The sequence below is a fragment of the Pontibacter actiniarum genome (genome assembly GCF_003585765.1).
Taxonomy (GTDB): domain Bacteria; phylum Bacteroidota; class Bacteroidia; order Cytophagales; family Hymenobacteraceae; genus Pontibacter; species Pontibacter actiniarum.
The window spans coordinates 2,865,272-2,885,158 of record NZ_CP021235.1; the positions used below are offsets into that span (position 1 = coordinate 2,865,272).

Sequence of the window (19,887 nt, forward strand, 5' to 3'; positions counted from 1 at the left end):
GAGGATATTTTGGGGCAAACAGCCTGGTGCCACACAAACACCCTTTGAAGAGATCAGGCTTTGCCTCCGGTATAACAGTCACACTTTAACAGGAACAAGCAAATGGAAACTGAAGAACTCTCTGAAAGATTAACGGACGCAGAGGCCTTGTTAGCGCTGCAGGACAGGCGGTTAAAGCAAGTAGAGAACCGGGAAATAAAGACTCCTGCCTGCAACATCCCCGACTACACCGCCAGCTTCGAGGAAATCAAGCAGCTACTCCGGACGCAGCACACTGCGCTTCCTATTTTAAAGATAGACGCCCACCTCAAGGCGCTGCACAAAACCATCTCCGGAATACCCAAGGTGTTGCCCGTGAAACACCACCATCACCTTGAGGATAGCGCCCTGGGATTTATAGGAGGGGGCTTTGTGCTTTTGCTTCTCACGGCCGTATCCGCCAGTCTTTGCTTTAGCCTTTACAGGGAAAACAGCCTGCTGCAGGAACGCAGCCTCAAGTACCGGCTGACCCGGCTCTACTACCCGGCTATAACCCGCTGGATGGACAGCACATATTCCCGTAGCCCGGACAGCACAAGACAGCTGGTTGAAAGTCTGGAGGCCAGGCAGCAGGCCATCCTGCAGGCACAGGAACTGGAGAAGCGCAAGCAAGAGGAGGCCAGGGAGGCTACGCAGAAACTAGAGCAGCTTTTGAATGGGAAAGAGAAGCTTCCTGCCTCCCGCTAAATTTGACTGACAATTTGGCCCTGCACATTCGTAGCGGCACAGACAAAAAACAGCTGTGGATTTATGGATAACGCTGTCGGGTTACCCACAAGTCCACAGCCTCAATAGTCGTAAGAGTAAGAGTAACAGTGATCTTAACAGTTGTACCAGTAGCTTGCTTGAAGCTCCACATATCAGACTCTACTCGCGCTGTTACTCTCCTTTTCTCTCATCAGTTTTTCCAGCAGCTCATTTTTCTCTCGCTCACTTTTCAGCAAGGCGTCGTATAATTCGACGATCTTATCTATGGGGTTAAAAGTATAACTGTTGAAATTTCCTGAAGTAAGGTTTCCTGAAGCATTGTCATGCAATGTCTGAACGTTAAACATCGCGCCTTCTTCCGTAAAGTTCTCAATTGCTTCCGGTGTCACGCCAAGGGCCTTGGCTATTCTCTCCAATGTGGCTTTATCCATCTCCTCTTCCTGTTCAATGCGGGAAATATTTTGCTGCGTAGTTCCCAACTCACTGGCAAGAGAAGCCTGCTTTACTCCCAAAGCGGTTCTCATTCTTCTTACGTGGTCACCCAGGTGTATGGGTCTTTTTCTAACTGCTGTTTCCATACATACAATATACTGATATTATTGTAATTACCCAATCTAAAAAGAGTGTAATTCACAATAAATCAGCTGTTTAAAACTTAAAAAAACTTCCCTGCGAGTCGTCTGGATCAGTAGTAAGCCTAGGCAAACAGCAAAGAAGCTGCTAAAGATATAAGCTATTATCAATATTACCAACGGTATCTTCTTTACCTAAACTATCAAGCGTCGATTGCAAGAAGAGATCGACACAAGCGGTAGTTCTCATCATCAAAGCAGACAAACACCACCTGCGCTATACTTGTCTCATGCGCCTGCAGGTATCGTTTTACCGCCTCCACGGCTATCTTGGCGGCCTTGTCTTTCGGGTAGCCGTACACGCCAGTGCTGATATTGGGAAAGGCTATGCTTGTCAGGCCCCTTTCCGCGGCAAGCCTTAAGCTGTTGCGGTAGCAGCTGGCCAGCAGTTCCGGCTCACCTTTGCTTCCGCCCTGCCATACCGGCCCAACCGTATGGATCACGTACGCGGCAGGCAACTTTCCTCCTGTGGTGATCACCGCCTCCCCGGTGGGGCAGCCGCCTTGCCTGGCCCTGATCTGCTTGCACTCCTCCAGAATGGCTGGCCCTCCGGCCCGATGTATCGCCCCGTCTACACCGCCACCGCCTAACAGGCTGCTGTTGGCAGCGTTAACCACTGCCTCCACCGCTGCTTTCGTTATATCTCCCTGCTGCACTCTTATACTTGTCTTATCCATTGTTCGTGTTGCTTCTGCTGTGCCTGTGGCGTGGCCCAGGCCATAGTTTCACTATTTAAAACTAATCCCTTCGCTAACTTGTTGCACAGTATACGCTCTGCCTTTTCAAGAGGAATATTTTGTTTGTATCTTTGCAGAGCAATTGCAAATTCATCCTATGGCTATCACAAAAGAAGATATACTAAAAGCCCTCAGCTATGTAGAGGAGCCGGACCTGGGTAAGGACCTGGTAACGCTGAACATGGTGGAGGACGTGCAGGTGGACGGCAAGAACGTAAGCTTCACGGTTATACTGACCACACCGGCCTGCCCACTCAAAGACCTGATCCGCAATGCCTGCGTTACCGCCATCCACACGATGGTAGACAAAGAGGCGGACGTGACGGTGAACATGACCTCGCGGGTAACCTCCGGCCGCGGCGATACCTCCGAGGTACTGCACGGGGTAAAGAACATTATTGCAGTGGCCTCCGGTAAAGGCGGCGTGGGCAAGTCTACGGTTACCTCTAACCTGGCGATTGCCCTGGCGCAAAGCGGGGCAAGGGTTGGCCTTATCGATGCGGATATTTCCGGCCCTTCTATCCCTACCATGTTTGGTGTGGAGCAGGAGCGCCCCCGTATGGTGCAGGGAGACCACGGCAAAAACTACATTCTGCCGGTAGAGCAGCACGGGGTTAAAATGATGTCGATCGGCTTCCTGACGCCGCAGGACGGCGCTGTAGTATGGAGAGGCCCGATGGCGAGTTCGGCACTGCGCCAGTTTATTTCTGATGTGGAGTGGGGCGAGCTGGACTACCTGCTGCTGGACCTCCCTCCCGGGACTTCAGACATCCACCTGACCATGGTGCAGGCCTTGCCTGTCACCGGTGCCGTTATCGTGACCACGCCGCAGAAAGTAGCCCTGGCCGACGCCATGAAGGGGCTGCAGATGTTCCGCCAGCCGCAGATCAACGTGCCGGTGTTGGGCGTTGTGGAAAATATGGCGTACTTTACACCTGCCGAGCTTCCGGAGAACAAATACTACATCTTCGGAGAAGGCGGCGGCAAGGCCCTTGCTGATAAGTACAACGTGGCCTTGCTAGGCCAGGTGCCGATTGTGCAGAGCATCCGTGAAAGCGGCGACAACGGAACTCCTGTCGTTATGCAGAACGATTCTCCGGCAAGCGGTGTTTTCAAGGAGCTAGCCCAGTCTGTTGCCCAGCAAGTGTCGCTGCGCAACGCGACCATGGCCAGAACAAAACCAGTAGAAATTAAAAGCTAAGATACATGGCAGTCCTAAACGTAGATCAAGAGTTCATGCTCCGCATTGAGTCGGCCCTCGACCAGATAAGACCTTACCTGGAGGCCGATGGCGGAAACGTGAAAGTGCTGGAGGTAACAGATGAAATGGTGCTGAAGCTGGAACTGCTGGGAGCCTGTGGGTCCTGCCCGATGTCGGCCATGACGCTGAAAGCCGGCGTGGAGCAATCGGTTCTGAAGGCGGTACCTGAGATAAAAGCGGTGGAGGCCGTAAACGTGACTCCCACTGCCGTGTAACAAAACGAAGCAGATACTATAGAGGCGGGTGCAGTTACGAGAGTGGCTGCACCCGCTTTGCTTTTACCTGTGGCTCAAACCACTCCCTCTCCAGGTCCCTGCCTGCCTCGCCGCCAGCAGGCCTTCCGCGAAAACAGCCGATACCTTTAACATCAGCAGGTAAAAATGCTATATTTGTATAGCTAACCAGAACCTTCTGACACGATGATAAAAGCTAACGACCCCTCGCTCCACTCCTGGATACAAATAGACGCCAAAAGCGATTTCCCGATTCAGAACCTGCCATTCGGCATTTTCCGCACACCAGACCGCGACCCGCGCGTGGGTGTTGCCATCGGGGACTATATCCTGGACCTGTGCGAGCTGGGTCGCCGCGACTTCTTCGAGCTCATAGACCTGGACCCAAACGTGTTCCACCGCCCGTACCTGAACGACTTCATTGCCCTGGGCAAACCTGTCTGGCGTGCCGTGCGCAACCGTGTTTCGGAGCTCCTGCGGAATGACAACGACGAGATCAGCGGCAACAGCAATCTGATGCACGCCCTGCTGGTAAGGCAGGACGAGGCGGAGCTGCTGCTGCCGGTAAAGGTGGGCAACTACACGGACTTTTACTCCAGCATGGAGCACGCCACCAACGTCGGCACCATGTTCCGCGACCCTAAGAACGCGCTGCTGCCAAACTGGAAACACATTCCGATTGGCTACCACGGCCGTGCTTCCTCCATTGTGGTTTCGGGCACCGCTATACACCGCCCGAAAGGCCAGACAAGGGCCCCGGATGCGGACACGCCGACCTTCGGCCCCTCCAGACTGTTGGACTTTGAGCTGGAGGTAGCTTTTATCACGGGCAGAGAAACAATGCTTGGCCAAAGCATCAGCCCGAACGAGGCCAGCGACTATATCTTCGGCCTCGTGCTTTTCAACGACTGGTCGGCGCGGGACATTCAGACGTGGGAGTATGTGCCCCTGGGGCCGTTCCTGGCCAAAAGCTTCGGTTCATCGGTTTCTCCCTGGGTGGTGACGCTGGATGCCCTGGAGCCGTTCAGGGTAAAGGGCCCGGTGCAGGACCCAAAGCCCCTGCCCTACCTGGAGTTTACCGGCAACTACAATTACGACCTGAACCTGGAAGTGCTGCTGCAGCCGGACGGCGGGGCAGAGAACAGCATTTGCCGCTCCAACTATAAGTTTATGTACTGGAACATGAACCAGCAGCTGGCGCACCAGAGCAGCAATGGCTGCAACATCCAGGTGGGAGACATGTACGCCTCCGGCACCATCAGCGGCGCTGACAAAGGCTCTTACGGGTCCATGCTGGAGCTTACCTGGCGCGGCACCGCGCCAATACAGCTCTCAGACGGTTCTGAGCGCCAGTTTATCAACGACGGCGACACTGTGATCATGCGCGGCTTTGGCGAACGCAACGGCATCCGGATCGGCTTTGGGGAGGTAAAGACGCGGATACTCCCGGCACTGTAGCCACCACCTGTTTAACGATCCGCCAAGTATAAATCTAAAGAATGAGTACGATAACGATTGATCCGAGAGAGGCCAGCACGGCAGAAGTTTATGCTTTACTGTCTGGTGCAGTAGCGCCGCGCCCTATCGCCTTTGCCAGCACGACCAATGCCGGTGGCGACGTAAACCTCAGCCCGTTCAGCTTCTTTAACCTGTTCAGCTCCAACCCTCCTATCCTGATTTTCTCTCCCCTTAGCCGCATCCGCGACAACTCGTCGAAGCACACCCTGGAAAATGTGCTGGAGACAAGGGAAGTGGTTATCAACATTGCAAACCACGCGATTGTTGAGCAGATGTCGCTGGCAAGTACAGAGTATGACCGGGGCATCAATGAGTTTATAAAGTCTGGTTTAACGCCCGAAGCCTCTGTTTTGGTAAAACCCCCGCGTGTGCAGGAAGCTCCCGTAGCCATCGAATGCAAAGTGAACGATGTCGTAAAGCTCGGGACGGAAGGCGGCGCAGGCAACCTGGTAATCTGTGAGGTGCTGCTGATGCACATCCATGAGAACGTGCTGGACCAGGGTGGCAGCATCGACCCATACAAGCTGGACGCAGTGGCTCGTATGGGCGGCAACTATTACCTGCGCGCCAACGGTGACTGTATTTTTGAGCTGCCCAAGCCCATACGCAACAAGGGCATAGGCATTGACCAGTTACCAGACCACATCCGGCAGAGCAACACCCTTACCGGCAACAACCTGGCTCGGCTCGGCAACACAGAAAGGATGCCATCCGAAGCAGAGGCTGAAGCCTTCAGGGCCGATCCACTCGTGAGTTACATCCTGAACAAGTATAAAGCAACACCTGCCCAGCTCCGGCAGGAGCTGGAACTGCTGGGAAAAAAGCTGCTGGAGGATAACCAGGTGGAGCAGGCATGGAAGGTGTTGCTGCTTGCCGGAAGCGTGTAGCCTCTGGCGCAGCACACGGTGCTTGTGCTGCGGTTCAAGTCTTTGCCTTAGCACAGCCTACGTTCCTCCTCCCACACATTGCAACGTTGCAGAAGGCCACTGCACAAACAGTAAGCATGTATAAAAGCAAAGGCCCGCTCATTGGAGCGGGCCTTTGCTTTTATACATGTATGAGTGGCCTTACCTAGTTTACCTGAAAGTCCAGTTCTTCAAAGCGGGAGTTTTTGCTGATGTACTCCGGTACAATCTGCTTCATCTTTCTAACGACCTGCAGTTCATCCTTTGTCTTGTTCAGCTTCATCAGTTCGTCTATATCGCTTACCACGTCATCATAGCTGTAGTGGCGCACTTTGGAGATCTTGATCTTCTTGTGGTGGGTCGGAATTGTCTGCTCCTCCTCGTTCAGAAGCTCTTCGTACAGTTTCTCCCCTGGCCTTAGCCCTGTGAAGGTAACCGGTATGTCTACATTAGGAATAAGCCCGGCGAGCTTGATCATTTTATTGGCCAGGTCTACAATCTTCACTGGCTCGCCCATGTCAAAGATAAAGATCTCGCCGCCGTTACCCATCGTACCCGCTTCCAGCACAAGCTGCACGGCCTCCGGAATGGTCATAAAGTAGCGGGTTATGTCGGGGTGGGTAACAGTGACCGGCCCTCCTTTTTCGATCTGCTGGCGGAAGCGCGGGATAACCGAGCCGTTGGACCCAAGCACGTTTCCGAAGCGCGTTGTAATAAAACGCGTCTGCACTACTTTGGTGTAAGGGTGCGTGTGCCCGTTAACTTTGCCGTGGTGCAGGTTGTTTAGCGACTGTATGTAGATCTCGGCAATGCGCTTGGAGGTACCCATGATGTTTGTCGGGTTGACCGCCTTATCGGTAGAGATCATCACAAACTTTTCCACATCAAAGGTAAGCGACAGGTCCGCCAGGTTCTTGGTCCCCAGCACGTTTGTCAGAATCGCCTCACAAGGGTTGTTCTCCATCATCGGCACATGCTTGTAGGCTGCCGCATGGTACACCACGTCCGGCTCATACTCTTTAAACAAAGTGTACATTCTGTCAGAGTTCGTGATATCGCCGATAAAGATGGCGATCTGCGCATCCGGGTAGAGCTCCTCCATCTCCAGCTGCAGCTCGTGCAGCGGTGATTCCGCCTGGTCGCACACAACCACGAGGGCCGGATCGTAGCTCAGCACCTGCCTTACAATCTCAGAGCCGATAGAGCCGGCACCGCCTGTCACCAACACGCGCTTCTTGCGCAGGTCGCTGCAGATGCGGTCGTTCTCTATCACAATCGGCGGGCGCTGCAACAGGTCTTCAATTTTCAGGTCCTTTATCTGGTTCAGGCTAAGCTGCCCGGACATCCACTGCTCTGTAGGAGGTACGGTGAGCACTTTAATGCCCATTTCGATACACCGCTCCACAAACAGCTTTCGGTTGTCTGTTTTGAGGTCCTCTGAAAAAATGATCACTTTATCAACCTGGAGCTTCCGCTGTAGCCTTTCAATATCATCGATGTAGTAAACGCGCTTTTGGTGAATGTCCTTATCTACCTTGTTCGGGTTGTCGTCCAGAAAGCCACAGATAATGAAACGGCCTTCGCCACTGGCTTCCAGGGCCTGCTTCAGCAAGATAGAGTAGCCGTTGGCACCGTAGATCAGCACTCTCTCCCTCACGGAAGGGGAGCTGCGTTTTATAAACACGAACAGGGCTTTGGCTCCCATCCGTACCAGCGTGAGCAAGGTGGAAGACACGAAAAAGCTGATCAGCAAGACCAGGTAGATGTTGACAGAGTCGATATGGTGAATTGGCGCCACCCACAGGCCTATCAGTGCCGCATATACAAGGCTTGTGATAGATACAGCTGAAAATATCCTGTAGATATCGTATATGCTGGAATACCGGATCAGGCCGGTGTGCACCCGCATGCTGTAAAATGTGATGAGCGAGATGATACCGAAAAGGCCGATGTACACTAGAAAGTGCCCGCGCATGATCTCATCAAACGCAAACTGTTTGATAATAAAGAAAGAGAGCGCAAAAGACCAACTCATGATAAGTTGGTCGATTAAAAGGACAATCCACTTAGGGAGTGACTTATTAAGTAAAATTTTCATATGTTGTATCTATACACACTTACATTACCAAAGCTGTGTGTAGCAGCTGCAGTCCCTGCAAAATCTGTGTACCTTTAGTAAAGCTATACTACCATTCAACAAAACTACCTAAACACAAAGTTAATGGTATTCCTCTAAAAAGTTATAAAATATTATTACCCCGGAAAGAAGGGCAACACGGGCCTGGCCCTAGTTGTTACATTAAAACGCAAAGAAAAATGTTTGGTTTTACCTTCGTTAAAAGTCTTTTTTAATTTATACCCTTAAACATTTTAGTTATACTATATAGCAAAGATAATTTATAGCTATGCTGCTACCTTACGATAAAACAGTGCAAAAACCATAATAATTTGGACAAGACATTGCCTTTCCGAACCTGCTGCGGTACGCTGTTCGCACCTGGTTTCCTGGAAGCAACTGTGCCGTATTATCTAAATATTACATTTACACCGGGCAGCACCGTTTAACTTCTGTACCCCCCACCACTGCACAGGATACGGCTGCAGCACAGCCTTGTTTTCCATAGCTACTGCTCAACGCTCTTTACTCCACGGTGCTTTATTACACTTAAACGGCAACCTGCAAGCGTACAGATGGCATAGCACAACAAGTGCCCCGCTGCGCCACGAGTTGATAAACCTCGCCTTCTTATGGTCGTAGACTAACATGAGGCCTGCAAGAATTGCAGGTAGTAAACCGTAAACGAGCAAAACAAAGTTATGGCAGACAATCAGAATAAAGATAAAACAGAACCAACGAAGAGAAACCTGGCCAGCAAGGCAAACGCACAGCCTAACCCGGCAGACTATTCTAACGAAGCGAATATTAAAGGTGCAACAGACACTGGCAGAAACGGCACAAAGCCAACAGCCAGCCAACAGCAAGGGCAGGGAGCACAGAACAAGAACACAGACAGCCGCACCGGCACAGAGAGCGGCGGCGGTGATGGAGGCCAGGGAGGCAGCACGCCTACCGGTAAGTAAAGAGACATATAACACAGCGGCCCCGGGGCAAAACCCCGGGGCCGCTGTGTTATATGTCGTCCTCTTATGTTAGGAAACGCTAAAGCCTAGCACTCCAGCCATATTCTGCTGAAACCTTTTGTGGCTTTTCACGAGGTAAACACTATAGGTTTACGCCTATACAGAAGTTCCCTCCAATACAGCTGTCATTTGCGCTGCAACCCGCTTCAGGTCCTCATCTGATAGATTAGAGCCTGAGGGTAGGCAGAGGCCCAAGTCAAACAGCCGCTCACTCGTACCGTCCCCATAAAAAGGGCTGTTGGCAAACACAGGCTGCAAGTGCATCGGCTTCCAGAGTGGGCGCGTCTCGATGTTGTCCTTCTCCAGGTGCAGGCGAATGTCTTCCCGCGTTACGCCACCGTTGGCCTCAATCAGTACAGTGCTTAGCCACCGGTTTGAAGAATAGTCTGCGTTTGGCTCATCGGCGAACTTGATGGCCTCCATGCCCGAAAAGGCCTTTTTGTAGAAAGTAAAATTACTTCGGCGCTTCTCCACCCGCTGCGGCAGCACCTCCATCTGTCCACGCCCTATACCAGCGCTGATGTTACTCATGCGGTAGTTATAGCCAATGTGGGAGTGCTGGTAGTGCGGTGCGGCATCACGTGCCTGTGTCGCCAGGAAGCGGGATTTTTTGATCCACTCTTCGTTCTTTGACACCAAGGCTCCGCCGCCAGAAGTGGTGATGATTTTGTTTCCGTTGAAGGAGAGGATGCTCATGGCACCAAACGTACCCAGCTTCTGCCCTTTATAAGATGAGCCCAGCGCCTCTGCTGCGTCTTCTACGACAGGAATCTCATACTTGTCCGCAATTTCCATGATGCGGTCCATCTGCGCTGGCATGCCATAAAGATGTACTACGATGATGGCTTTAGGCTTTTTGCCATTTTCTATCCTATCAAGTATAGCAGCTTCTAAGTACTTCGGAGACATGTTCCATGTCTGCTCCTCGCTATCCACAAATACAGGCGTTGCGCCCTGGTAGGCTATTGGGTTGGCTGAGGCCGAGAAGGTCATGGTCTGGCAGATAACCTCGTCCCCGGCCTGCACGCCCAGCATAATTAAAGCAAGGTGCAAAGCAGCCGTGCCTGAGCTTAGGGCAGCCACGTGCACGCCTTCGCCTAAGTAGGTAGCCAGGTCTTTCTCAAAACCATCTACGTTAGGCCCCAGTGGCGCTATCCAGTTTGTATCAAAGGCTTCTTTTACAAAGTTAAACTCATTCTCGCCCATGTGCGGCGAAGAGAGCCATATTTTATCGTTCATATTAGCAGTGTTTTATAATCTTGGCCGGGTTTCCGACAGCCACAACATGATCTGGTAAATCTCTTAAAACTACAGCGCCAGCACCAACTTTACACCATTTCCCGATCTTTACACCCGGAATGACCACAGCGCCAGCACCTATCCATGTTCCTTCTCCGATCTGTACATTGCCACACAATACCGCACCCGGCGAAATATGGGCAAAATCTCCCACAATGCAGTCATGGTCTACTCTGGCCCCTGTATTGACAATAGCATGCTCGCCTACCTGTACCTCAGCCTGCAAAATGGCGCCCTGCATCACTACCGTTCCTTTCCCTACAGTAGCTGTAGGAGACAAGATAGCAGTTTTATCAATAGCCTGTCCAAAGTTTACTTTTAGTTGCTGCGCGATTTTTTGCCTTATCTGGTTATGCCCAATGCTGATGATGAGGGGCAAGTCTAACTGTTGTTCAGCCTTATACTTACCAAGCACTGGTAACCCGGAGAGCTGCTTCAGGTCTGGGTTATCATCAAACAGGCCCGCAACAGATACATCTATCCCTCGCAGGATATCAATGATAACTTTAGCATGGCCGCTGGCTCCGTATAAGTACATTTGAGAGTTAAGAGTTATGAGTTAGAGATTCGACAGTTACCATGAAAGACAAGCATTAGCAGGCCCCACAGAGTCTGCTTCGCCAGTGAAAGCTTCACAGCACATCTAGCATTGGTGCAAATGGGTTTAACTTTTGTTCCCCTGAAACTTCGGCATTGTAGCCACTCCCTCCGCGCTGATACCTTCAGACTTGAAGATTTTCAGAATGGTGAGGAAGATGATTTTAATGTCCAGCATGGGCGATATGTTATCTACGTACCACACATCATACTTAAACTTTTGGTCCCAGCTGATGGCATTGCGGCCATTTACCTGAGCCCAACCCGTAATGCCCGGTCTCACTTCGTGCCGCCGCTGCTGTACCTCATTATAGAGTGGCAGGTACTCCACCAGCAAGGGGCGCGGACCAATTAGCGACATATCCCCTTTGATCACATTCAGCAGTTGCGGGACCTCATCCAGGGAAGTCTTACGCACAAACTTACCTACAGGCGTCAGGCGCACCTCATCGGGCAGCAGGTTCCCCTGTGCGTCCTGCTGATCATTCATGGTTTTATACTTGATGACACGGAAGATCTTGCCATCCTTCCCGGGACGCGGCTGCAGGAAAAAAGGCTTGCCTTGGTTGGCCATATAAAGTAGCCCCGTTACGACCAGGAAAACCGGTAACAGCACGATGAAAGCCGTGAGGCTAAGTATAAAGTCAACGAGGCGTTTTAAGTAATTACGGTATAGCCAGTTCATGCTGTCTTAAATGTTCTTGGTACTCCTGATATAGTAACTCCCAGAAATGCTCCTGGTCGTAGCGCTCCACAATCATACGGCGGGCGTTTGACTGGAGGTGTGCGTAGAGATTCTCATCTACTAACAGCCGCTCCATTGCCTCCTGTAGCTTCTGCGTGTTCTTCGGAGGGATAATCAGGCCATTCTCTCCCTCTACTATGATTTCATTACAGCCGTTGATATTTGTAACGATACTTGGTAGCTCAAAGCATCCCGCCTGCATCGGCACATTCGGAAAGCCCTCCCGGTAAGAAGGGAAAGCCAGGGCCTGACTCAAGGCAAGGTACGGCCGAACATCATTTTGATAACCAACGGGTATAATGCTTTCATTCTGCTCTATCTCGAGCAACGTTTCAGGCGGCAACGGGTCCAGATCCTGTTCCATCGGGCCCACTAGCAGAAGCTTTGCCTGTGCATACTTTGCCTGCACCGCTTTAAACGCCGACACCAGCTCCCGAATGCCCTTGTCTTTTACCAGCCTGCCGATAAAGACAAATACGAAGTCGCCAGTGTTTATGCCCAGCTCGTGCTTCAGCGCTTGCAGCTTGTCCAGGTTAAGCGCCTCTACGCTGAAGAAGGATGTGTTAATGCCGTTGCTACTGCCATTCCCAATCACCTTTACCTTCTCTGGACCGCAATAGCCGCTTTGAAGTATAAAGTCTTTTAGCACAGTTGAGTTTGGGTATACTTTGGTCGCGCAGGCATAAGTTAGCTTCTCCACAGCATCCAACACACGGCGTTTCGTACCTGTGGCCTCCATTAACGGAAGCCCGGCCACGGTATGCAGCCGCACTGGCACCCCCGCCAGTTTGCCGCCCAACATCCCGATGATACCGGCCTTTGGAGTATGCGAATGAATGATCTGTGGTTTGTGCTTTTTACACAGCTTGTAAAACGTCCACAGCGAGCGCAGATCCTGTAGCGGCGTTACTTTGCGCGTCATCGGAACAACAACCAAGGGGCTCTCCTGCTCTCTTTTTGCAGCCTCTGCCTCCGGTCCCTCAGCTGAGATCATCAGCGGCTCAAAACCTTTAGAGCGCATGTACGGCAGCTGCCCTGTTATGAGCTTCTGCAGGGAGAGCGGCACTGTAGTGATTCGGAAAAGTTTTGTCATAGATTACCTGTTTCCCTCCACGTATTCGTAAATCTCCTGCATGGTCATACTTACCATGTCATACTCCTTCTGCAATTTTTTATAATGGCCTATAATAACCTTCAGGTCAGCCATACTCTGCTCTGGATACCCTCCAAAATTATGCGGATGCCACCATAAGTGATAGCACTCTTTTCGTTTGGCAGCTTCCGACATTTCACTTAGGATACGCTTTAGCCGGAGCTTATTAAGTATAGATTTGCTTCCTACTGGCCTTAGAAACCTGCTTGCCGGTATTGAAAGAGGAAGGTTCGGCTCTTTTGTAAGAGAAGAAAGCGGAAATGAAGCCCGTTGCCCTAACGGTAAATAGCCGTCACCCGTTCTAAATACTTTGTTAAGAAATTTATCTTCTACCGTATCTTGCCAAAACCAATCCTTTGGATTTGAACGAACACTTGTAATACCTTCCTCAAAGCACACTTTCAAATAGTCCTGATTGTACTGATTCCTTGGAAACACCAAAGAGCGCATGGGAGCGCCAATACGCGCTGCCACATGTTTTGCAGCACGAATATCGCTGCGGAACTGGTTTACGGTTTGGCCTGGCTCTTTGCAGTAATAGTGACTAAAGGTATGCGTGGCCATCTCCTGGTACGGGGTATCAGCCACTTTTTTTACTAGTTCAGGAGCAAAGAAATAAGGCTCTAGTTCAGCTTTCCCGTGCAGCTCCTGTTGGCTGTAGGCAGAGAGTTTTTTGTTACTGTATGCCGGCTTCTCTGCAGGAGCAAGGGCACTCCAGTCAGGCCAGTCATTGGCAAACAGCATTCCTACTGTTGCCCAGGTAACATGCACCTGCTCCTGCTCAAAAAGGTGCAACATTTGCGGAATTACTTTCCGAGTATTTTCAAAGTACTGGTAACGGTCTTTTAAAGGGACTTTATCGAAAATACCCCAGTATAACTCAAAGTCTAAGGAAATGGTAAAGACGGGTATGTTTTGCATTAAACTAGACGTAAACGTTTACGAGGAGCAGTGGCAACAGCCTCCTCATTGCTCCCAGAGTCCGCTTTCTTGCGTTGCTTGTACTCCATGAAAGCCATAATTACAAAGAAGAGGAAATACATAACTTGACTTTTTTGCCTTATAACAATACCAAGATTAGACATAACAAATGACAGGGCAACTGATGATGAAAGAAATATGACTAGACTCATCTTTACCATTGATGAAGATTTCTTTAGGAAAGGAATGAAGTCTTTGTCCACAAGCTTCCAAGTCAGCAGCAAGTATAACAGATTTTCTAATGAAATATATAAAGCAAGAGCTCCGGAAGCATCAAAGAAAAGTGGTCTAAACCAAAATGTAAAAAGCTTGACAGGTAGAGGGTAACTGCTCATGTCAACTCCAGAACCGGCTTTCGCTAAATGGCCTGCTCGTGTCTCGGCAAATTCATCAAAACTTTCAAGTGGATTCTCAGCGTCTATGTTAGCAACAGCCAAGATCTCATCATACATTAAAGCTAAACTACCTACAAAAGCTAAGTAGACAAACAACTTCTGATACAGCGGTACCCTCTCCTGACCAGTAAAAAAGCCTAATACTGCTCCAACCCCTAAAAACAGAAACATGTGTGGCCTAATGCTATAAACTATAAAAGAACCTATAATTAAAGCCATCAACCGCTTCTGCGGAAACTTCATAGCATAAGCAAACAATCCTATACCTAAAAATATAAGTGAACCTTTCCCTAAGGAGGCAGTCCAGAAATGCATGTTTGGCAGAAAGAGTAACAGGGTTAACAAGTCATAGTTGAGGAACTTAATATTCAGCCTAACATTTTCCTTAAAGAAGATATAAAAGTAAATAAATCCAATGTACCCAAACCATGAAAATAAAGCCATAATGGCTTCATAAGAAAAGTTTAAGCCATTGATAAAAGGAGAAGCTATGAATTCTATAAATTTTGTATCTGTTCCATAAGAGGTTACCCATGTGGAAAAACGCGAAGTGCGTTCATAATATCCATTCGAATCTGAAGGGTTATAAGTAGCATAAAGATAATAGATAAACCAAAATAACACATGGAAAAAGTACAATTTACTCAGCAACCCAACTGATATAAAAGTATGCTTATTCTTAAAGTGCCCCAAAATGGGTTGATTAACAGCAAACAATAAAAGAATAAGAATAATCGCCCCTACCATCTTACAATATCAAGTTAATTTCTATTAATGACCGTTACCTGTTTCAGGACTAGCTTATTATTAAATAGCAACCTCAAAATACTTAAACCTGCTTTTGATTCTTATACCATATTTCCATTGTCAGTAAGCTAAATAAAATCTTAGCTCGCTTATCTTTTGAGATATTTAATGTTCCATTCATTAGGCGCTGAACCAGCTTAGGATCTATTACTTCCTTATAAAGGCAGTCGCTACTGTTCACATAATCTTTAAGAAGTGGGTTTATATCTTTATCAACCAAATTGATGATTGGCACTTCAAATCCCTTCTTCGGCAGTTTATCATTGCCTGCCGGAAGGTACTGACTGGCAAGCTTGCGCAACAAGTATTTTGTTGTCCCTCCCCTGATCTTTAAGTTATCCGAAAGGCTTGGTGCAAATTCCATAATCTCTTTAGACAGGAACGGAGACCTGCCCTCTAAGGAACTTTGCATGGAACTTATATCTATCTTCTTGAGCAGGATATAAGGTAGAATTCCTTGAAAATCGGTCAACATTATCTTTCTTAAGCCCGAAATGTTTTTTGAAAAATTTCGAGCTACAAGGGTCTGAAAAGAGGGTTCAGGTTGAACTTTATAATCACGTTTATAGTCGAAGAGTACATCTGTACTTGCACTAAGATACTGCTCAAAATCGTTCCTGCTACTTAGCTTCACGAGTCGGTACAGATAGTTGTACATATTCATTTTAGAGGCAGGAGCAGGTAAAAAAGGAGCTACAGCTTTAGATGCCCCCTTTACAACACCATTTCTAAAAAAAGAATGCGCAAAAGGTACATACCTCCTGTAACCGCCAAACAATTCATCCCCTCCATCTCCGTTGATGATCACTGTAACATGCTTTTTGGCTTCTCTAGCTACATAGTAAGACGGGATCTGAGAATCATCCATAAAGGGTTCACCATATGCTCTAACAATGCTTTCAAAATCATTTGTTAGCTTATCGTATGAAACCTCCAGTTCTTGATGATTTGTATTTAGATACTTAGCAACTTGTTTCGCAACGACAGACTCATCATACTCATTTTGGAACTTCACTGTAAAAGTTCTTAGATTAGGTTTCAACTCAGAAGCCATCGCAGCCATTATGCCACTATCGATACCTCCGCTCAAAAAACACCCTACTTCTAAGTCACTACTTTCTACACGCCTCTTTACTGCAATTTTTAACTTTTCATCGAGCAACGCTAACGCCTCCTGCTCCTGAAGTTCCAGCACTTGCTCATAGTAAGGCTCTATGGACCACCACTGTTGTTGCTCGGACATAGATAAGTTCTCTACATCTATAGAAATTCTATGTCCTGGCTGAAGCTCATAAATATCTTTGTAAGGTGTATTTTTACCATATACCATACCTGTTTGCAGGTATTCTGCAATGGAAGGTAAGTATATACTTGGCCTCATGATCTTCTGCAAGAGATTTTGCTCACTACCAAAGTAGATACCATCATCCGCAACCCCTATATAAAGAGGCTTTTTGCCTGCTCTGTCTCTTAGCAGAAACACCTTACCCTGCTTTTTATCAAAAAGAGCTATCGCAAACATGCCATCCATGTGAGAAAGCATATCAAGCCCTAATTGCTTATACATTAGTAGCACTGTCTCTGTATCAGATCGAGTTTTACCTGTAAGGCCAAATTTAGTTCTTAGCTCTTGGTGGTTATAGATTTCACCGTTAAATATAATAGCAAGGCCTTCATCGTCCATAGGTTGAGTTCCGCCCTCAATATCAACAATACTTAACCTGGCATGAAAGAAATGTACATTTTGAGCATAAGTTTTATGTACTTGCCCATCAGGTCCTCGGTGGCATAACATCTCTGTTGCCACGTGCATATCTCTTTCTCTCAAAGAGCCCACTTTACCAAAAATCCCACACATACTAAAACAGTTCTAGATCGCCCAAATTAAATGACCAATTATTTGCATCTTCTACCCTAGTAATTAGCTCAGCATCATTCACTTCTCTGATAGTGATCTCTGGTGCGTACTTTTTTAACGAGAATACTCTGTAAGCTACTGTTTGCACAAAGTTCATTTTGTAGTTTGGAATGAAACTTATAACAGGTGTGCCTAGCTTACGTGCAAGACTATGATAGGCTTTTAAGGCAGTTGCTGACTCAGCAACTCCATCAGACCAAATTTCATCACAAATTCTCAACTCATAGAACCGTCCCCTCATCTTGAGGTGAAAGAAAAGCATTATTGCTCTTTCTTTACCTTCGTACACATAAGAACCGTAAGGTATCTCAGGGATAAGTTGGTAACGCCACCTAAAGTACGCAAGGGTATGATGTGTATGTACCAAACCTTGTGAAGAAGCAGGTTTGAAAGGTAAATTATCGAAGTCAACCTTCTGCAAAGAACCTCTATACTTCTCAAACCTTTCTAAAGCCTTCCTACTAAATGCCAGCGCTATACTTCCAACTACATTTGGCTTGCCTAGTACTTTCCATCCCATTTTAAGGTAGCCGGGTTTGGATTGAGTATTTGGAGTATTATAGATAAAACAGGAAGGCTCTGTCTGCTTGAGCTCCTGAATTAGTGCTTTTGTTAATTTTGAGAATATACCTTTCCCACGGTAATCTGGATGAGTCGCTGTATCAACTGCTCTAAAGGCAGGAATGTTCTTACTGTTAAGCTCCCATCTCCAGCGCATAAACGCACGCAAGCCAATTAGCTTATCTTTATCGAAAGCGAGCAAAACAGGGGATCTACCAAAAGGATTATCGATGTGCTTCCACCTCCAGAAGGTTTCTACTGGGGCCCCTCCATCACTACCTAACGAAAGCTCAAATAAATCCAGAATTGCGGGTAAGTCCTGCTCCGTTGCTGCTCTTACTTCATACTCCATATTTTGCATACTGCTTATACACAACCTCTAATTTTTGTACCATGTTCTTCATGCTAAAACGTTGCTCTACTCTCTCACGCGCATTAGCAGCTAAAGTGGTACGCTTCTCTTTATCTTGCAATAATAAGTTCACGTTTTTTTCAAGAGCTACCACATCACCTGCATCACATAATAGCCCTGACACTCCATTCTCGACCACCTCGGGTACTCCTCCAACAGCTGTAGAAACTATTGCACAAGACATACTCATTGCTTCTAGCAGTGCAATTGGAAGCCCCTCAAAATCAGAAGTCATCAGATAAACATCTGCCATATTAAAGTATGGCTTCACATTTTCTTGTAGACCTGCGAAATGCACCTTCCCTTGAGATCGTAAGGGCTCAGCCAGAACTTTCAGCTTTTCTTTTTCAGGCCCATCACCAACAATAATGAAAGAAACCTTGTCATTCGTACTGCACACTCCTTCAGCAACTTTTAAAAAGTTATCAAGTCTTTTTTGTTCACGGAAAACCGCAGCAGTTGCAACAACTAGGTTATCGGCAGGAATTTCTAATTTGGAACGAAAGCCTGCATCTTCTGATGTTTTTCTAAAGGAACCTGTGTCTACACCATTAAGTATCAGCTTAATTTTCTCTGGGCTAACAAACTTTTTTAGAGCTACTTCAGCGTCTCTAGATACAGGTATTATTAGTTGGTTCAGAGAAATAGTTAAGCGGCTCGCGAACTTTGTTAAGCTATGATACCGGGAAAAATTGTTATGCTCTGTATAAATAACTGGCACACCTGTTAGCTTAGCAGCTATTCTACCTGCTATTCCGGCCCATGGCAAATGGCAATGGACTAAATTAATACCCTGTTCACGTATATATCGGACCAAGCTGGGTACTTTTTGAAAAATTTGTATGTTATTAGACGCTTCAAAGCAACTAACTACTCCACCATTATTTTTGATAGCTTCAACCATTTGGTTTTTCCAAGGGAGGAAGTAGATGTAGTGGAATTCAAACTCAACTTTATTATGATACTTCAACGTCTCAGGTAGCAGCATCTCAGCTCCACCTCTACCTAGAGACTTTATAACGTGAAGAACTTTTATCTTTTGCGACATGAGGATCTATTGTTTTACCTAATTTCTTGGTTACTCCATGAACCGTTCCACGGAAAAACCATTCTAGCTTTGCTGATTTATTATTTTCCTTGAGCAATATAGCCCCCAATAACTTAACCCAACTTCTAACTAGTTTATAGGCTCTTAAAGTTGTGCGCTCCTTCACATACAAGCGCATGTAAAGCATATTACGAACTGTATAATAGTACCGCCAGGGTTGCCTGTAATTTGTGACTCTTGTCGTAAAATGAACGCCCTTGGCAGCCGGAACCCATTTAAGGGGATAGTTAAATTTATCTCTCATCCTGTCCATTAGGTACTCCGAATCCTCGGCCCAGAAAAAAAAGTCTTTGCGGGGATAACCAACGTGCTTTATAACTTGCATGGGTATAAGCACCCCCCACCATCCCGGCATTCTCCTTGTCGCAAAATCTTTTTCACGTATGTAGGGAAAGACTACTGTTTTATCATTCGTAGAGTTTAGCAGGACTTCCAAGCAGCTATCGAACGGGAAGAAATCATCATCCATCATCCAAACATAGTCAACATTTGTTTTTTCTGCGAAGAACTTAACCCCTTCATAAAATCCACCTGCCGGGCCTGTATTTTCGCTTAAGTAAATTTTTTCAATGTTATCCATTGAATCAAGATACTCCCGCGTTCCATCAAGTGAATTGTTATCAACTACTAAAACTTGAATAGACTTATGTGTTTGCGCCAGAACTTTGCAAAGGGTTATCTTGAGAAGTTTCAGGCGATTGCAGGTTAGAATTATAACCCCAACAGATTTATTCATG

19 protein-coding genes are annotated in these 19,887 nt (G+C 47.6%); 6 read left to right on the top strand and 13 right to left on the bottom strand.

Annotated features, from left to right (window positions below; translation table 11 throughout):
• Window positions 1-102: 102 nt before the first annotated feature.
• Window positions 103-726, top strand: a complete 624-nt coding sequence (locus tag CA264_RS12340; RefSeq protein ID WP_025607554.1) for a hypothetical protein — start codon at window positions 103-105, stop codon at window positions 724-726.
• 173 nt (window positions 727-899) lie between these two features.
• Here the strand turns inward: CA264_RS12340 and CA264_RS12345 are convergent, their stop codons facing one another.
• Window positions 900-1,325 (bottom strand): helix-turn-helix domain-containing protein, encoded by a 426-nt coding sequence (locus CA264_RS12345; protein WP_025607556.1) that lies wholly within the window; start codon window positions 1,323-1,325, stop codon window positions 900-902.
• Window positions 1,326-1,522: 197 nt separating this feature from the next.
• Window positions 1,523-2,056, bottom strand: a complete 534-nt coding sequence (locus CA264_RS12350) for an O-acetyl-ADP-ribose deacetylase (RefSeq protein ID WP_025607558.1) — start codon at window positions 2,054-2,056, stop codon at window positions 1,523-1,525.
• Window positions 2,057-2,213: 157 nt separating this feature from the next.
• On the opposite strand from CA264_RS12350, the gene CA264_RS12355 reads away from it, so the two are divergent.
• The 4 genes from CA264_RS12355 (at window position 2,214) to CA264_RS12370 (ending at window position 6,015) form a co-directional block, all read left to right on the top strand.
• A complete protein-coding gene (locus CA264_RS12355; protein WP_025607560.1) occupies window positions 2,214-3,317 on the top strand; it encodes an Mrp/NBP35 family ATP-binding protein in 1,104 nt (367 codons plus the stop codon).
• 5 nt (window positions 3,318-3,322) lie between these two features.
• Entirely contained in the window at window positions 3,323-3,592 is a 270-nt protein-coding gene (locus CA264_RS12360; protein ID WP_025607562.1) for a NifU family protein, read from the top strand.
• A 204-nt stretch (window positions 3,593-3,796) separates the two neighbouring features.
• Window positions 3,797-5,068, top strand: a complete 1,272-nt coding sequence (gene fahA, locus CA264_RS12365) for a fumarylacetoacetase (RefSeq protein WP_025607563.1) — start codon at window positions 3,797-3,799, stop codon at window positions 5,066-5,068.
• A gap of 41 nt (window positions 5,069-5,109) precedes the next feature.
• On the top strand, window positions 5,110-6,015 hold the full coding sequence (locus CA264_RS12370) for a flavin reductase family protein (protein ID WP_036776124.1): 906 nt from the start codon (window positions 5,110-5,112) through the stop codon (window positions 6,013-6,015).
• A gap of 184 nt (window positions 6,016-6,199) precedes the next feature.
• On the opposite strand, the gene CA264_RS12375 is transcribed toward CA264_RS12370, so the two are convergent.
• Entirely contained in the window at window positions 6,200-8,131 is a 1,932-nt protein-coding gene (locus CA264_RS12375) for a polysaccharide biosynthesis protein (protein ID WP_025607566.1), read from the bottom strand.
• A 719-nt stretch (window positions 8,132-8,850) separates the two neighbouring features.
• Here CA264_RS12375 and CA264_RS12380 point away from each other — a divergent pair.
• Window positions 8,851-9,114 (top strand): hypothetical protein, encoded by a 264-nt coding sequence (locus CA264_RS12380; RefSeq protein ID WP_025607568.1) that lies wholly within the window; start codon window positions 8,851-8,853, stop codon window positions 9,112-9,114.
• Window positions 9,115-9,270: 156 nt separating this feature from the next.
• On the opposite strand, the gene CA264_RS12385 is transcribed toward CA264_RS12380, so the two are convergent.
• The 10 genes from CA264_RS12385 to CA264_RS12430 all read right to left on the bottom strand — a co-directional run bounded on the left by CA264_RS12385 (window position 9,271) and on the right by CA264_RS12430 (window position 19,886).
• Complete coding sequence (locus CA264_RS12385; RefSeq protein ID WP_025607569.1) at window positions 9,271-10,413, bottom strand: DegT/DnrJ/EryC1/StrS family aminotransferase; 1,143 nt, start codon at window positions 10,411-10,413, stop codon at window positions 9,271-9,273.
• 1 nt (window position 10,414) lies between these two features.
• On the bottom strand, window positions 10,415-11,011 hold the full coding sequence (locus tag CA264_RS12390) for an acetyltransferase (protein ID WP_025607570.1): 597 nt from the start codon (window positions 11,009-11,011) through the stop codon (window positions 10,415-10,417).
• 126 nt (window positions 11,012-11,137) lie between these two features.
• Entirely contained in the window at window positions 11,138-11,755 is a 618-nt protein-coding gene (locus CA264_RS12395; protein WP_025607572.1) for a sugar transferase, read from the bottom strand.
• Window positions 11,736-12,908 (bottom strand): glycosyltransferase family 4 protein, encoded by a 1,173-nt coding sequence (locus CA264_RS12400; RefSeq protein WP_025607573.1) that lies wholly within the window; start codon window positions 12,906-12,908, stop codon window positions 11,736-11,738. Before CA264_RS12400 ends, CA264_RS12395 begins: the two co-directional genes overlap by 20 nt.
• Before the next feature lie 3 nt (window positions 12,909-12,911).
• Window positions 12,912-13,889 (bottom strand): polysaccharide deacetylase family protein, encoded by a 978-nt coding sequence (locus tag CA264_RS12405; RefSeq protein WP_025607575.1) that lies wholly within the window; start codon window positions 13,887-13,889, stop codon window positions 12,912-12,914.
• On the bottom strand, window positions 13,889-15,091 hold the full coding sequence (locus CA264_RS12410; protein ID WP_025607577.1) for a hypothetical protein: 1,203 nt from the start codon (window positions 15,089-15,091) through the stop codon (window positions 13,889-13,891). The genes CA264_RS12405 and CA264_RS12410 overlap by 1 nt, the downstream gene beginning before the upstream one ends.
• Window positions 15,092-15,173: 82 nt before the next feature.
• Window positions 15,174-17,009 (bottom strand): asparagine synthase (glutamine-hydrolyzing), encoded by a 1,836-nt coding sequence (gene asnB, locus CA264_RS12415; protein WP_025607579.1) that lies wholly within the window; start codon window positions 17,007-17,009, stop codon window positions 15,174-15,176.
• A 1-nt stretch (window position 17,010) separates the two neighbouring features.
• Window positions 17,011-17,982 carry a GNAT family N-acetyltransferase gene (locus CA264_RS12420; protein ID WP_025607581.1) on the bottom strand — a complete coding sequence of 324 codons (972 nt, stop codon included), beginning with the start codon at window positions 17,980-17,982 and terminating at the stop codon, window positions 17,011-17,013.
• Window positions 17,972-19,090, bottom strand: a complete 1,119-nt coding sequence (locus tag CA264_RS12425; protein ID WP_084196221.1) for a glycosyltransferase — start codon at window positions 19,088-19,090, stop codon at window positions 17,972-17,974. The genes CA264_RS12420 and CA264_RS12425 overlap by 11 nt, the downstream gene beginning before the upstream one ends.
• Window positions 19,044-19,886 (bottom strand): glycosyltransferase family 2 protein, encoded by an 843-nt coding sequence (locus tag CA264_RS12430; RefSeq protein ID WP_025607585.1) that lies wholly within the window; start codon window positions 19,884-19,886, stop codon window positions 19,044-19,046. Before CA264_RS12430 ends, CA264_RS12425 begins: the two co-directional genes overlap by 47 nt.
• Window position 19,887: the final 1 nt, after the last annotated feature.

Coding starts and splice junctions, on each gene's coding strand:
- CA264_RS12405 (WP_025607575.1), bottom strand. CDS start 13,889: ATGCAAAACATACCCGTCTTTACCATTTCCTTAGACTTTGAGTTATAC.
- CA264_RS12380 (WP_025607568.1), top strand. CDS start 8,851: ATGGCAGACAATCAGAATAAAGATAAAACAGAACCAACGAAGAGAAAC.
- CA264_RS12385 (WP_025607569.1), bottom strand. CDS start 10,413: ATGAACGATAAAATATGGCTCTCTTCGCCGCACATGGGCGAGAATGAG.
- CA264_RS12425 (WP_084196221.1), bottom strand. CDS start 19,090: ATGTCGCAAAAGATAAAAGTTCTTCACGTTATAAAGTCTCTAGGTAGA.
- CA264_RS12375 (WP_025607566.1), bottom strand. CDS start 8,131: ATGAAAATTTTACTTAATAAGTCACTCCCTAAGTGGATTGTCCTTTTA.
- CA264_RS12370 (WP_036776124.1), top strand. CDS start 5,110: ATGAGTACGATAACGATTGATCCGAGAGAGGCCAGCACGGCAGAAGTT.
- CA264_RS12400 (WP_025607573.1), bottom strand. CDS start 12,908: ATGACAAAACTTTTCCGAATCACTACAGTGCCGCTCTCCCTGCAGAAG.
- fahA (WP_025607563.1), top strand. CDS start 3,797: ATGATAAAAGCTAACGACCCCTCGCTCCACTCCTGGATACAAATAGAC.
- CA264_RS12430 (WP_025607585.1), bottom strand. CDS start 19,886: ATGAATAAATCTGTTGGGGTTATAATTCTAACCTGCAATCGCCTGAAA.
- CA264_RS12395 (WP_025607572.1), bottom strand. CDS start 11,755: ATGAACTGGCTATACCGTAATTACTTAAAACGCCTCGTTGACTTTATA.
- CA264_RS12340 (WP_025607554.1), top strand. CDS start 103: ATGGAAACTGAAGAACTCTCTGAAAGATTAACGGACGCAGAGGCCTTG.
- CA264_RS12410 (WP_025607577.1), bottom strand. CDS start 15,091: ATGGTAGGGGCGATTATTCTTATTCTTTTATTGTTTGCTGTTAATCAA.
- CA264_RS12420 (WP_025607581.1), bottom strand. CDS start 17,982: ATGGAGTATGAAGTAAGAGCAGCAACGGAGCAGGACTTACCCGCAATT.
- asnB (WP_025607579.1), bottom strand. CDS start 17,009: ATGTGTGGGATTTTTGGTAAAGTGGGCTCTTTGAGAGAAAGAGATATG.
- CA264_RS12345 (WP_025607556.1), bottom strand. CDS start 1,325: ATGGAAACAGCAGTTAGAAAAAGACCCATACACCTGGGTGACCACGTA.
- CA264_RS12355 (WP_025607560.1), top strand. CDS start 2,214: ATGGCTATCACAAAAGAAGATATACTAAAAGCCCTCAGCTATGTAGAG.
- CA264_RS12390 (WP_025607570.1), bottom strand. CDS start 11,011: ATGTACTTATACGGAGCCAGCGGCCATGCTAAAGTTATCATTGATATC.
- CA264_RS12360 (WP_025607562.1), top strand. CDS start 3,323: ATGGCAGTCCTAAACGTAGATCAAGAGTTCATGCTCCGCATTGAGTCG.
- CA264_RS12350 (WP_025607558.1), bottom strand. CDS start 2,056: ATGGATAAGACAAGTATAAGAGTGCAGCAGGGAGATATAACGAAAGCA.